This window comes from Pseudomonadota bacterium, from assembly GCA_039818985.1.
GTDB lineage: Bacteria > Pseudomonadota > Alphaproteobacteria > Sphingomonadales > Sphingomonadaceae > Alterisphingorhabdus.
The window spans coordinates 618,139-631,784 of record JBCBSU010000001.1 but is presented as its reverse complement, the minus strand read 5'-3'; the positions used below and the strand labels follow the sequence as shown (position 1 = coordinate 631,784).

Annotated in this window: 9 protein-coding genes; 1 reads left to right on the top strand and 8 read right to left on the bottom strand. The window is 59.4% G+C overall.

The annotated features are described in order from the left end of the window. Positions 1 to 9: 9 nt before the first annotated feature. From AAFX04_02885 to AAFX04_02855, 7 genes are all read right to left on the bottom strand, one after another. Complete coding sequence (locus AAFX04_02885; GenBank protein ID MEO1044367.1) at positions 10 to 903, bottom strand: SPFH domain-containing protein; 894 nt, start codon at positions 901 to 903, stop codon at positions 10 to 12. Positions 904 to 1,058: 155 nt separating this feature from the next. Next, positions 1,059 to 1,967, bottom strand: a complete 909-nt coding sequence (locus AAFX04_02880; protein MEO1044366.1) for a haloalkane dehalogenase — start codon at positions 1,965 to 1,967, stop codon at positions 1,059 to 1,061. Between the two features lie 68 nt (positions 1,968 to 2,035). Continuing rightward, positions 2,036 to 3,712, bottom strand: coding sequence for a hypothetical protein (locus tag AAFX04_02875; protein MEO1044365.1), 1,677 nt, complete (start codon positions 3,710 to 3,712; stop codon positions 2,036 to 2,038). A gap of 337 nt (positions 3,713 to 4,049) precedes the next feature. Continuing rightward, a complete protein-coding gene (locus AAFX04_02870) occupies positions 4,050 to 4,901 on the bottom strand; it encodes a phosphodiesterase (protein ID MEO1044364.1) in 852 nt (283 codons plus the stop codon). Between the two features lie 46 nt (positions 4,902 to 4,947). Beyond that, on the bottom strand, positions 4,948 to 6,795 hold the full coding sequence (locus tag AAFX04_02865; protein ID MEO1044363.1) for a cytochrome c3 family protein: 1,848 nt from the start codon (positions 6,793 to 6,795) through the stop codon (positions 4,948 to 4,950). A gap of 17 nt (positions 6,796 to 6,812) precedes the next feature. Beyond that, entirely contained in the window at positions 6,813 to 7,700 is an 888-nt protein-coding gene (locus AAFX04_02860) for a hypothetical protein (protein MEO1044362.1), read from the bottom strand. A gap of 121 nt (positions 7,701 to 7,821) precedes the next feature. Then, positions 7,822 to 10,356: a cyclic nucleotide-binding domain-containing protein gene (locus tag AAFX04_02855; GenBank protein MEO1044361.1), complete on the bottom strand. Its 2,535-nt coding sequence runs from the start codon at positions 10,354 to 10,356 to the stop codon at positions 7,822 to 7,824. Positions 10,357 to 10,689: 333 nt separating this feature from the next. On the opposite strand from AAFX04_02855, the gene AAFX04_02850 reads away from it, so the two are divergent. Next, a complete protein-coding gene (locus AAFX04_02850) occupies positions 10,690 to 11,682 on the top strand; it encodes a tetratricopeptide repeat protein (protein ID MEO1044360.1) in 993 nt (330 codons plus the stop codon). 5 nt (positions 11,683 to 11,687) lie between these two features. Here AAFX04_02850 and AAFX04_02845 read toward each other — a convergent pair whose 3' ends face one another. Beyond that, positions 11,688 to 13,508, bottom strand: a complete 1,821-nt coding sequence (locus tag AAFX04_02845) for an SPOR domain-containing protein (GenBank protein MEO1044359.1) — start codon at positions 13,506 to 13,508, stop codon at positions 11,688 to 11,690. Between the last annotated feature and the right edge of the window lie 138 nt (positions 13,509 to 13,646).

Sequence of the window (13,646 nt, the reverse complement as noted above, 5' to 3'; positions counted from 1 at the left end):
TCCGCAAGGTTATTGATAGAGCGAGCCGGTATTGACCACTGGCTGGGTATCACGCTCGCCGCACAGCACCACCATGAGGTTCGATACCATCGCCGCGCGGCGCTCATCGTCCAGTTCTACCACATCTTTATCGCTCAGCTTTTCCAGCGCCATTTCGACCATGCCGACGGCGCCATCGACCAGCCTGGTGCGCGCCGCAACCACCGCTTCGGCCTGTTGCCGCCGCAACATTGCCTGCGCGATTTCCGGGGCATAGGCGAGATGTGTCAACCGGCATTCATCAATAATCACGCCGGCCTGACCAACGCGCTCCTGCAACTGTTTTTCCAGCTCATGGCTGACTTCTTCGGCATCGCCGCGCAACGTCACCTCATCATGCTCGATATCATCATAAGGGTAGCGCGCACCGATGACGCGCACCGCACTTTCGATCTGGATGTCGACAAATTCCTTATAGTCTTCGACATCGAAAAGCGCCTTGGCGGTATCGGTGACGCGCCACACGACGTTAGTGGCGATCTCGATCGGGTTACCACGCAGATCATTGACCTTCACCGTTTCCGAGGTGACATTGTGCACCCGTACCGAGATTTTCCTGCGGCTGAGCCAGGGCAGCCGCCAGCGCAATCCGGTATTGCGATCGGTGCCGCGATAGGCGCCGAAAAGCTGGATCGCCGCAGCTTCATTGGGGTTGAGCAGGTAAAAGCCAACGGCAACGAACAGAAAGGCAAAGGCCGATAGGACCACGCCGAGGACAAAAATGCCGCCGCCATCAATATTGACCAGGCAGAACAGCAACGCCGCCAGGAACACCAGCAGCAACACCAGCATACCATAGCCATTGCTGGTACGGGCCCGCATCTCGACTGTCGCCACCAGCCCGGTATCGCGCATGTCACTCATGCGAATCTCCTCTCCGAAAATCCAATAAATTATGATATCATAATTATATCATTTTCAGAATTTTGCAATAGCGATAGGCTGACCGGCACGAATGGAACCGGCCAGGACTGTCAGAAGGGCCCATGGATTGGCTGTCAGCAAGACAGCGCGCAGGCTTAGATATCCCCGAAATGCTTGAGCGCCGCACGGGCAATCGGCTCGCCCCATTCCTGCACGAAATGGCCGCCATCCTCGATAATCATCGGTTCGGCACAGCCTTTTATATATTTGTGCAGGCCCAGCATCGCCTCGGTGCCCAGTACCGGATCCGCGGCGCCGATGGCCATAAAGCTGGGGCCTTCAAAATCCTCCGACCAATAGGCAGCAGCCTGTTTGGAGACATCAACGCCTTCCATATCCGGCTCGACCGGCACCAGTGCGGGAAACACCTGCGCTCCGGCCTTGTAGCTGGCATCGGGGAACGGTGCATCATAGGCGGCAATCTCGGCCTCGCTGAGATGCGGTGTACCGCGCGCGATCAACGCACCAATGGGCAGGTCGGGCGTCGATAACGCATAATTCTTCCATGCCTTGAACCCCTCGGTCATGCCGCGCCCCAGCCCCAGCCCGGTGTTCATCACAATCAGCCGTGAGAAGCGCGCGCGGAATTTGGCATCGACCGGCAGCGTCAACCCCAGCAGCCCGCCCCAATCCTGTACCACCAGGGTGATGTTCTTGAGGTCGAGCCGTTCGACCAGCGCCAGCAGATAGTTACGGTGGAAATCGAAGGTATAGTCAGACTGTTCCGCCGGCTTGTCCGAGCGGCCAAAGCCAAGCAGGTCGGGCGCGATCACCCGCGCCCCGCTTTCGAGAAAGACCGGGATCATGCGGCGATAGAGAAACGACCAGCTAGGCTCGCCATGCAGGCAGAGAAAGGTGTGCTCCGCGTCTTCCGGCCCGGCATGCACATAGGCGATGCGCAACCCCTCATAGCCCGCCAAGTCATCGACATAGCCGACCGGATAGTCAAAATCGGGCAGATTGGCGAAACGCTCTTCGGGGGTGCGCAGGGCCTTGATGGTCATCGGTAATCTCCTGAAACGTGTTTTTCAGGAGACTGTCAGCCCGGCAATGGCCGGTCAACCGATTCCGGTTATTCGCCGTCCCCACCTGCGTCCGACTGTTCAGGAATGTCGGGCAGATATTCCGGCTTCAAAGAGAAATAGCTGACCCCTCCACGGCGCCTGATGGCCGCGCCACCGAGCAATGACACGGTCGATGGCTGGCTTGCTACCAGCGAGAATTTCTCCTTCATCTCGTCATCGGTCTCAAACTCGCCTTCATCATCGGCACCCGAAAGGTAATCGTGATATTTCACATTGGCGCTGTCCACGGTGAATATATCACCGTTCAGAGTGCCAGTTTCGAGGTCATATTTCTGCATCCACAGACGCAGTTCGATGCGGGCAAAAGATCTGTCATATCCCGGGATCTTTTTGGCCTTGCGCAGTCCGGCACCCACTATGACAAAGCGCTCGGAAGGCCCGCAATCGGTATCGACACCGTCCTGCACCACGCCGTTGGCAACATCGATATGGCCGGTATTCACATGATGCGTATTGCCATGGCTGAGCTTGAAGCATTTGGTAGGTTTTTCAAAATTTTCGCTGCCATCATCGCCGATGGTGACGGTTTTGATGTCGCTGTCCGAGAGCAACGCCCCTGAAAGCACGTTATCGATAGCGGCGAAATGGAGCCTGAGAGAGACCGACTTTACCGGCCTGTCCACGCCCAGAAGGGTATAGGTTGCGTCGGCCTTGACAAACTCCAGACCGATAACGGCGCAGCCATTGTCTGCAACGGCTTTGCCCTCCAGCGCGTAAGTCGAATAGCTATAGGTCTTATAGGACCCATTGCTCTGATTCTCGGGGTCGCGATAGTCGGTGGTTTCGCAGCTCTCTTTCCAGCTGAGAACATCGCTCCCAGATCTGTCCGGTTCCCTTGCCGCGCTGCTGTCGAAATCCCTGTCGACGCTGTCACTTTCGGCGATAAACGCAAAGCCATTGTCGCGCAACGTGTCGAACATCTGGTCGAATTTGTTGGTGTAGCCATCGGCCAGCTCACCATCCCATTCATCGTTGATCATCGCCTCGATCTGGTCTTGGGTAATCTCGGGCTTGTCGGTTTTTGCCCGCCATTCATCATCGGGAATGTCGCCCTGATTGTTGCGGTCGATCTCCATCATATAGCGCGCGACAAGGTTGCACTGTCCGCGTTTCACGATGTTGAGGGCATCGTTCCAGAAAAGCTGGGCCGCATAGCCCTGACTCTGGGTCTTGTGGTCGTTTGACAGCGTGTCGCAATAGAGCGCCAGCAGCGATCCGTCGGGCGCATCGGGATCGAAGCTGATCTTGTCATGGAAGTTGCGCAGATTATCCAATGCGCAACGCGATCCATCCATCTGCACGCTGGTCAGCCACTTTTCGATTTTCTGCTGGCTGGTGGTATCTTCTGCTGAAAAATCCAGCCCTGTCAGATCCTTGAAGACATTGTTGATGTTGTTGACATAGGTCTCCATCAATCCCTGTTTCTGGCCGAACAGGATCTGGTTCATGATCTGGCCCAGCGCAGCCATTTCCTCCTCATGATAGTTTTTCAGCGTGTCCATCAGCTCGGCATGACGCCTGGCGCTCTGGATCGCGCCATAGATGGAGATGCCGACCGAAACCGCCTTGAACGCCCAGCCTGCATAGGTGGCGGAAGATGCCGCATCGGCAGCGGCATTATCCGCCGCATCACCGTCGCGAAGCGATGTCATAGATGTGTTCATGTAAATCTCCCCGGATCCAAGGGACCATTTTTCCTCATAGTTTGCAAACGCGATAATTTTCGCCGTAACGCAAAAAGGCGAGCCGCAATGGCCCGCCTTTTCTTGCTTTCCTGCACTAATATTGCAGTCGTCAGCGGCTATGCCATGGCCAGGGTAAGAAAGGATGCGCCGGTTTTCAGGATAGTGGGTGTCATTTATCTGCCTCTCCAGTTTATCGCGATACTCGCGCGAAGGAAATTGCAGGGAGACTTACCCAGAAACGCGAGCCAAGGCAAAAACCGACGGCTGAACCAATCGAAATCCTGAGGACATTGGTCGATTATGTCTGGAAAAAGCCCTAATCGCCTGGCCGCTCGGCGAGCAGGCTGCGCACCAGCGGCTGCATTTTCTCGTCGAAACGTGCCAGCATCACATGTTCTTCGGCGGTCTGGATATGGCTGATCAGCTGGCGACCGTTCCACCAGTGCAGCGCATAGGATGGCGGGTCGGCAATGATCATGTCACGGCCATCAGGCTGCTCCGGGTCGATGTCCGCCAGGTTGAGCGCCACCTGTGGCGCGCTGGACGGGCAGACAGCAATCGGTATGCCATGCCAGGACGATTGTATGGTGCGATGAACATGGCCGCACAGCATGGCGACGATATTGGGTCGACCATCGAGGCACTCGCCGAGCCGCGCCACCCAGGGTTCTTCGGGATGGGTGTTCATCCAGGCAATACCGACCTCGACCGGCGGATGATGCTGCACGATCACCGTCGGTGTCTCACTGTCTTCATCAAGCCGCGCATTGAGCCAGCGCGCACGCGTCTTGCAAAAGGCACCGCCATGGCGACCTTCTTCCAGCGTATCGAGTACCAGCAGCCGCAGCGGTCCGGCTTTCACCTCATATTGCAGGAAACCGTCTGCGAATGCCGGTTTGGGAAACTGGGCAATATAGGTGGCACGCATGTCATGGTTGCCGAGCGCCATGTGCACCGGGAACGGGCATATGGAAAAGGCGTTGGCAAGACGACGATAGCTCTCGGCATCACCGCGATCGATCAGGTCGCCCGTTGCCAACAGCATGTCGGGCGGCGTGTCGAGTGACAGCATATCCTCAAGAATCCGGTCCAGCCGCTTGCGGTTGAACTCGGCTGGATTATCGGGGTCGAAGCCCAGATGAATATCGGTGACCTGCGCGATCAGCATCTGTATTTCCTTCGGTCGCCCATATAATCGTCCTTGCGCCCGGTCATCATCTTTGCGCCACGGTTTTTGGTTCCGGTCCGGTTTCGCGCCTTTGCCGTTTCTGCTTTTCCTTCTTCTGCTGGCGCACCAGCCAGGGGGCACCACCATCGGCATGATATTCATGACACAGCGCACATGTCGAGGGCACATCCTTGTCCGATGCCTCACCGCCATGACATTCGCGGCAGGTGGCAATGCCCGGCAGCAACAGGTCGCTGGCCTTGTCGGACGTTGTCGCCTTGTGGCATTCGGTGCACTCTTCTTCCTCATGCGCATCATGGGCGAACCAGCCCTTGGCCATATAGCGGTCGGTCTGCGTCACCGGGTCGATACTGTAATTCAGGCCGCCCGTCGCGTTGACGCCGTGGCAGTCGTAGCAGGCACCGCCCTCTGAGAAGACAGCCTGTATCGCCTGGCTTGCCCGGGTCGGGCGGAAACGCACGGCGCGGGCATAATCGGCTGCGGTGCGCTGGCGGTTGACCTCACCGGGGCGCTGGCGCGGCAGACTGCCAAGGTTAAGCGGGCGCGCGGGACCGGTTGAGCGGAAATAGGCGCGCAAATCGGCTTTCACCAGATCGGGCTTGCCATGCGGCAATTGGCGGAAGGTACCGTCAATCTCGTCATAGGAGAGGCTGTGGCACATGGCACAGTTTTCTTCCATGTCGACAGGCTCGAAGCGGACCCCATTGGGGTCGGGCGTGTGACAGTCAGCGCAATCGAGCGCATCGCCAAAGCCATAGCGTGCCGAGAGCCGCCGTCCCATTTGTGCCACGCCGCCGGTGCGGTCGAGATGCAGGTCGTGCGGGAATTTCAGGCCATTATCCTCACTCGGCATGCGGTCGAGCGAGATGCGCCGGCGCGGCGCCTTGTCGGGATCATTGCCCTCGACCGCTTTGATCAGCACCGCCGGGCGGAACTGCGGATGCGCCTTGCCGAAATCGGCGGCATTGAGAATCTCGGTATCGGTCAGGCGGGTATCCAGTCCGTCATGGCATTCTGCACAGAATCGTTGCGCAGTGGGTTGCATAGCACCGGCGCTTTCATGCTCGGTGTGACATTCCACACAGCGGCCCTGGGGTTTGTTGAAGGCGCTGGCTACAGCCCGCTGAAATGCGGCAAAGCCTTGGAGCTCGCCACGGGCACCGGCCAGCCGCGGCTTGGGGGCGTGGTCATGCGCATCATCGTCATGACAGGTCATGCAGGCCCGGTCACGCACCGAGACAAAAGCATCGACATGGCAGGCCTGGCAGTCATCCCTGAGACTGTTATGCGCCAGGCTGAGGCTGCCCGAACTCCAGAACTGATCGCCATGCAGATCGCCCGGACGCTTGGCATCTTCATCATAGGCAAGGTCGCGATAAGTCGCCCAGGTATAGACCGGCCAGGCAAGACAGGCGATCAGCACCAGCGCGACAAAACCCCAGGCGCTGCCACGCTTGCCGGGCAGCTTGCCCATGAGCGAGTAAATCTCGCGCTCGTCCTTCTCTTCCTCGCTGTCAGCAACGGCCTCGGTGCGTCGCACCGTCAGCGTTACCGCCGCACCATCGGCATCTAGACCAACAGCTATGCGATGGCCGCCAAAGCCCAGCTCGGCACCACGGGTCAGCTTGACGGTCGCGGTCGTGACGTCAATGCCGTCGACCTGAAATGGCTGGCCGGAAACCGCTTCGACAATGACGCTATCGTCACCATCGCGGCGGATGCTGGCATGGACCGGATTAACCGCAAGGTCGGGCAGATGGATAGCATTGTCGCTATTGCGACCGATGGTAATCTCCGCGCCCTCTGGCGTGGTTTCGCGGACAATCTCGCTGCCATCGGCCTTGAGTGCGATCTGGCGGACAATGAATGACATGCTCTATTCGCCCCGCCTCACCAGTAGAAAAACACACTGACAATATGCGCCGACAGCGCCGCGAGCAGCGCGAAGGTCATCGGTACATGGATGTAGAGCCAGATCTGCAGCAGCCCCTTGATCTGCAGATGCTTGCGCAACCGGCCCAGCGTCGCCTCCTTGCGCTCGAGCAGATTGTCGATCTTGTCGAGCGGATCATCGCCCATGCGCGGCTGATAGGCGCGGGCGCGGCGCAATTCAGCCTGGGCCGCGCGGGTGGCGCAGCCGGGATATTTGTTGGTCAGCCGCTGGACCAGCCCGCTGGCAAAGGGGTCCTGCTCGAGCGAGGACTGAACCAGCGCGGCTGCCTCGGGATCAAGTGGCTGCGCGGCATCGTGCAGCTGCCGGTCAAGCGAGCGCAGCGCCTCGATCATCTGCGTCTCGGTCATTTCATCGCGATTGCTCGACAGCGATTGTGGCAGTGTCGCATAGGCATAAATGCCGTAAATCCCGGAAATGATGACGACCATCATCAGCGCCCAGGCCAGCGTATGGACATTCCAGCCAAGCTGGAAACCGGTGTGCAGCGTACCGATGACGATCAGCGACAGGCCGAGATAGACATGCGCACTGGTCCAGGCCTTTAGCGACCATCCACCCGGCGTCATCGCGCGTTTGCGCAAGCCCAGCATGGTCAGCCACAATATCAGCAGCGCACCGATGGTGCCCAGCGTATAGCCATACCAGCTGCCGCCATTATGGCGCGGCTCGACATCGATGAGAAAATAGCTAACCAGACACAACAGGCACAGAAAAACCGCGATCTTGAGCCATTTGAAACCGGCATGGCCGAGAAAGCCGACATGCTGGCTCTGGCGCTGGCGGCCGGTGCTGGCCCGACGCGCGGGTTTTGCTGCGCTGGCCATTATTTCAACCTTCCCAAAACCAAGCCGTCCGTGTCGAGCGCAGTCGAGACACCTTTGCCTGATTGCCTGTCTCTCGACTGCGCTCGACACGAACGGTTCTGGGAGGTGGTGTTAAAACCCATCACGCATCCTCCCCTTCCAGCCGAGCGACGGTCAGAAACTCATCCGGCGCAACGCGGATTGCTGCGCCCGTCGGGCAGGCGCGGACACAGGCCGGGCCACCATTGATCCCGGCGCACATGTCGCATTTGATTGCCTTTTTCGGTTTCTCGACATCCGGGTCGCTGTTCGCACTTGCCCAGGCCTTGTCGGGTTCGCCCGGCCCCGGCCCCCAGCCGAGGAACAGCCAGCTTAGCAGGTTCGGCTTTTTCGGCGGCACCTTGTCCATACGGATCACGCCATAGGGGCAGTTGCGCTGGCAATTGCCGCAGCCGATACAGGTATCGTCAATATAGACCTCGCCATCGGGGCCGCGATGGATAGCATTGGGCGGACAGTCGGCCATACAGTGCGGATGTTCGCAGTGACGGCAGCTGGTCGGCACATGCAGATGCGCATAGGTCTTGCCCGCCTCGCGATCGAGCCGCGACAGCCCCTCATGGCTGTCGGCACAGGCCTTTTCGCAATTGTCGCAGCCGACGCAAAGATTCTCGTCGATCAGCAGCACATCAGTGGCTTCACCAATGCCCTGATCGACCAGGAAGCTGGCAACCTCGGAATACATGTCGACAACGCCGGAAAAGCTGTCCTTCTTGGCTTCTACGAAAGCGTTGACGTCCTGACGCGAGGCCATGTCGCGCTTGGCCTTTTCCATCAGGTCGGGATGCTGCGCCAGCACCTTGGCGAAAGCATCGCCATTGATCTTGATCACTTCCGACTTGATCGCCGCCTTTACCGTTGCGGTGCGCTGGCCGCCAGCGATCAGCGACATCTCTCCGACATAGGAGCCGGCGGGCAGATAGGACAGGAACACCGGCTTGCCACCGATCAGCTTCTCCACCACCATCGAACCGACGCGAATGACATAGATGTCATTGCCCTCTTCACCCTCGGTAATGATCGACTGCCCCGCGCGCACCGCGATAATCTCGCTGGTTTCCACGACCTCTTCAATGTCTTCAGGTGTCAGGCCCGAGCCGAACATCTGCAGCAATTGTCGTTCGGTCGAAATGCGCTCAATGCGTTTCTTCGCCGCCTCGGACTGCGATTGCAGCTTGAGCGCGGCAAGCCGCGAGATCTCGACACAGATGGTGTCCTCGGCAGCAACGATAGTGGCACCGCGCTTTCGCCCGGAGATCAGGCCAACCTCACCGAAGATCGAACCGCTCTCGATCGGCACCGTGATCCGTGGGTCATTCGGATCGACCTGCACATCGACCAAGCCATCGGCGATGGCAAACAGCGATGACCCGGGCGCATTGCGTTCAAATATCACATCGCCACTGCGGTAGAATCTGGCATCGCTGTCGAGCATGAACTCGCGCATCTGCAGTGGGTTAAGCCCATTCAATATGCGAATGTTCGCACGCAGAAATTCGAGCCATTCGGCAACGCTTTTCTGCCCCGGCAGATCGGCAAACTTGGCCTCGAGAATCGGTTCATCCGCCGGTTTCAACTCGGTATTGCCATTGATGAATTCGATGACATCATGGCCCTGATTCATGCAGTGCTTGATCAGCGGATAGCCTGCCAGTGCACCGATGACGAATATCCCGGGGGCGGTGGACTCGAACACGGGCGAAAGCTCGGGAAAAGCGGTACGGTCAGGCCCGGTAAAAGCAATACCACATTCCTCGACAAACATACGCGGCGGGGCAGAGCCGATACGGGCAATCACGCGATTGCAGGGAATACGCTCCTCGCCATCGCGGGTATTCAGGGTGATAAAGCCTTCCTCGATCTTCGCCGTCTCGGTTTCAAGCCGTATCGTCAGCTTACCCGCCTCATGATCGGCCTGCAGCGCCTTGACATTGGCGTCCTTGGCGGTGGCGAAATCAACCTTGCGGTTGAGAATGCTGACGGTATTGCGCTGTGCCGGGTCTTCGGCGAGGCCACGCGCATTCTCAATCCCCGCATCCCCGGTTCCGACAATGACAATATGCTCGTCAATATATTCGGTCGGGTCATCGAGTTGATATTGCACATGCGGCAGGTCGGCCCCTTCACAGCGCATGCGATTGGGGTTGCCCTGGGTGCCGATGGCCAGCACGACATTTTCTGCAATGATCGTCTCGCCATTGGTCAGCGTCAGTTCATAAGGCGGTTCATGGCGCTGGACTTCCCTGGTTTCCTTGGTCCCATCACGCTTGCGGATTTCGATGACATGGACGCTGCCCGATATCGCCGGGCCGGTGCCTTTGATCGCCTTGACCTCGGCATTATATTTCACATTGACTTTGAGCGCGGCGGTCTGCTCATCCCATGTCCCGAGTATCGCCTCGCGTTTGCCCGCCTCGAAATCCATGTCGGAGCGCAGAATCAGCTGCGATGGCGTCGCCATCACATGCTTGCCCTTCTGGTATTTGTAGATGGTATCAGACAGGTGGTCGGTCTTTTCCAGCAGCACATGGCTCAGGCCCAACTCAGCGGCGCGCCCGGCAGCGCTCATCCCCGCCGGCCCCGATCCGATAATGGCTACTTTAAAGGTTTCGCTCACCGGTTCGCTTTCCCCCAAAGCCCGGCGCACATCGCGAAAAGAAAGAGATTTTTGCGGTCTTGACGCTCACCGCAAATCCACTGGCCCTATCGCGTTGCGCGCTCAAAATGCGCTGCTGCGGTCTTTGTGCCGCATCATCTCGCGAACCCTCGCACGGACATTACGCAATATCTGTGACGATTGCCACAGGCTTTTGGCAAAATAACTGCATTACTCAGACACATGGCCCGTTGCGGGATTATTCGCGCCAGTGGGTTGCGCGGCATGGCCCGGACACGATAGGCAGTAATCGAGGTAGCACCTGTGACAGGAGCGGGATGAGGATAGCGGCAAATGGCGCAAAAGCAGGATGAGCAACAACCAGCCCAGTCCGGCGGGACGATGAGCCGCTGGATCATGGTGGGTGCAGGGGTTATCGCCCTGGCAGCCGTGGGGGTAACACTGATGCGTCCGGATGGCAGCGACAGTAATACGCAAGCAGGCGACAGTGCCGTCACCGCTGCAAATGAACAGGCACCGCCGGTAAGTGAAGTCATTGCCGCACTCGAGCAGAAGCTCCAGGAAAATCCCGATGACGCGCGCGGCTGGAGCATGCTCGGCTGGTCTTTCTTCGAGACCTCTCGCTTTGCCGAGGCGGCAACCGCGATGAAACGGGCGGTGGCACTCGAGCCCACCAATGCCGAATATCATTCGATGCTCGGAGAGGCACTGGTGCTGGCGAGCAGCGAGGGTGATATCCCCGCCGATGCACGCTCTGCATTTGACGAGGCGTTGAGGCTCGACCCGAAAGATCCACGCGCCCGCTATTTCCGCGCTGCGGCAATGGACATGGACGGTGAGCATGAGGCGGCGATCAATGCCTGGTTCGCGCTGCTTGCCGAAACCCCGGCGGACGCCCCCTGGGCTGAAGATGTGCGCAATGTCATCCGCAATGTCGCGGCAGAACGCGGCATCGATGTCGCGACGCGACTGGCCAGTGCGCAATTTGCACCGCCCACGGGCGGCGTCAAAACCGATGGCGCAGCGGTCGCCTCATCGGCCATTCCCGGTCCCAGCCGCGACCAGATGCAGGCGGCCGCCTCGCTACCCCAGGGGCAGCAGGAAGCCATGATCCGTAACATGGTCGACGGACTTGCGGAGAAGCTCAAGGCCAATCCGGACAATGTCGATGGCTGGATCATGCTGATGCGCAGCCGGATTCAGCTCGGTGAAAGCGGCAAGGCGGCAAAGGCGCTGCAAGATGCCAGTACCGCTTTTCGCAACGATGCCGACAAACTGCGGAAAGTGCGCGAAGCGGCTGCTGCACTCTCGGTCCCCGGAGCCTAGCCGCACTATTTCAACGGCTTGATTTCCTGCCCTTCGGCACTGGTGAAGGTAAAGGCCGATATCTCCGATTTCGCCAGCAGATTGACGAAGGCTTGCGCCTCGCGCTTGCTACCAAATGGGCCGGCCAGCACCCGGTTGGTGCGGTTTAGCGGCGTGGTCCAGCCTTTCTTCCCGGCAAAGGCCTTGGGTGCTGCTTTCACCAGCCGCCGCCATTCGCGGCTGAGTCCGGCAACATTGGCACCGCCCGCCACCTGGACCCAGTGACGGCTGGGATGTTTCGGTTCCTTCGGCTTGGGCGCGGGCTTCGGTTTCGCCTTGGCGGGGGTGATGCTGGTGATGTCCACCGCATCCTCATCCGGAGCCATTTCGGACTCGGGAACCGCGATATCCGCCATCAGGCTGGCAAAACTGGCCGGTGGTGATGTCTGCGCTTCGGCTGTGTCGGCCTCTGCCGCAACACTGCCAGCACCTGGTGTGGTATCAGTGCTCGCAGCACCATTGGCATCAGCCAGATCAAAGCTGCTGGTGGCCGGATCGCCCAGGCTTTCAAAGCCCGGTACCGGCACGGTTTCTTCGGCACTGGCCATAGCCTGGTCCTCAGGCTCCGGCAGCAGATTTTCAATCGCGCTGGACGTGCCCGGCGCATCGGTCGATACGCTTTGCGTCAGCGTCTCACTATCCTTGGCAGCTGCTGTCTGCTCGGGCGCAGCGATGACGTCGGCAACCACAACCTTCTCCTGCGGCGCATTCTCCCCAGCGGCTACAGCCTCGGCAGCACTGGCAGATACCCGGCGCTCGGCGGGGGAGGAGCCGCGTCCAGGGCGGCGGCGCGGTGCCCTGTCGACAACACGCGCCGGCTTCTCCCGGGCAGCATTGCCACCTCCCAGCGGTTCGCCGACCGGGATCAGTCCGGCATCGGCACGGCTGGTGCGCCTCGATGATCGCGCGCTACGGCTGGCAAATTCAGCATTGCGCGGATTATCCCGCCCGATATTCGCTTCCTGTGGGAAATGACCGAAATGCGCTGCGGCGGCCTGCTGGCTCGGCGTCAGCCTGGGGAAATAGCGCAGGAACGGACGGATGGCACGGGCACCACGCGGCTGCATAGTGGCGTCGGATATCGCAATCGCGCCGTCAATATCCTCATTGATTGCCAGCACAAAGGCACGGATGCGCCAGGCATCGACATCACGCCGGTTCAATAACGGCGTCAGCAGCGCCTCGGCTTCTTCGCGCTGGCCCGAAATGCCGAGCGACAGTGCATAGCGGCGGGTGACCTCGTCACTGCTGCGACGACGCAACGCCAGCTTGTAATCCTGTTGTGCCAGATCCTGCTTTCCCACCAGATCATAGGCGAGGCCGCGATCGGCGGCGACACGGCTGTCAGACACTCCCAGCGCCACTGCCTGATCGAAAAGGCGCAGCGCCTCATAAGGGTTCTCGCTGCCCAATACTGCCGAGGCCAATCCGGCCTTTACGCGGCCATTGCGTGGATCGATTTCGTCGGCACGCGCAAAAAATCCAATGGCTGCAGTCGGATCACCGAGCACCAGTGCCGCATTGCCGGCATCGATAAGCGCATTGAGATCGCGCGAATTGCGTGACAGGCGGCGCAGTGCATCGCTTAACTCGCGGGTGCCTTCAGGGGATTTTACCTCCAGCGAAGACTGCGCACGGCCCTGTGCTGCGGCACTGTCAAGCTGTGCCACAGGCAGCAACAGCGCGCCGACCGCCAGCGGCAGCCACGCCTTTGACAGGCCCGCTACATAGCTGCGCCCATATCTGCGTCTGTACTTGCCGGAAATATCCGCGAAAAACTGCACCATTGCCCCTATCCTATCGCAATCATGCCGCCACGGCGAGCAAAAGCACCGCCTTTTGTCGCAATTGCTGCACATTCAGGGGAAAGTGCAGGGCGTCTGGCGGCAGCATCATGCGGATATAGCAATAGTGAAGGGGCGGAC

Excerpts from the sequence above, each read along its gene's own strand:
- AAFX04_02850 (MEO1044360.1), top strand. The coding sequence starts at position 10,690 with ATGGCGCAAAAGCAGGATGAGCAACAACCAGCCCAGTCCGGCGGGACG.
- AAFX04_02885 (MEO1044367.1), bottom strand. The coding sequence starts at position 903 with ATGAGTGACATGCGCGATACCGGGCTGGTGGCGACAGTCGAGATGCGG.
- AAFX04_02845 (MEO1044359.1), bottom strand. The coding sequence starts at position 13,508 with ATGGTGCAGTTTTTCGCGGATATTTCCGGCAAGTACAGACGCAGATAT.
- AAFX04_02880 (MEO1044366.1), bottom strand. The coding sequence starts at position 1,967 with ATGACCATCAAGGCCCTGCGCACCCCCGAAGAGCGTTTCGCCAATCTG.
- AAFX04_02860 (MEO1044362.1), bottom strand. The coding sequence starts at position 7,700 with ATGGCCAGCGCAGCAAAACCCGCGCGTCGGGCCAGCACCGGCCGCCAG.
- AAFX04_02865 (MEO1044363.1), bottom strand. The coding sequence starts at position 6,795 with ATGTCATTCATTGTCCGCCAGATCGCACTCAAGGCCGATGGCAGCGAG.
- AAFX04_02875 (MEO1044365.1), bottom strand. The coding sequence starts at position 3,712 with ATGAACACATCTATGACATCGCTTCGCGACGGTGATGCGGCGGATAAT.
- AAFX04_02870 (MEO1044364.1), bottom strand. The coding sequence starts at position 4,901 with ATGCTGATCGCGCAGGTCACCGATATTCATCTGGGCTTCGACCCCGAT.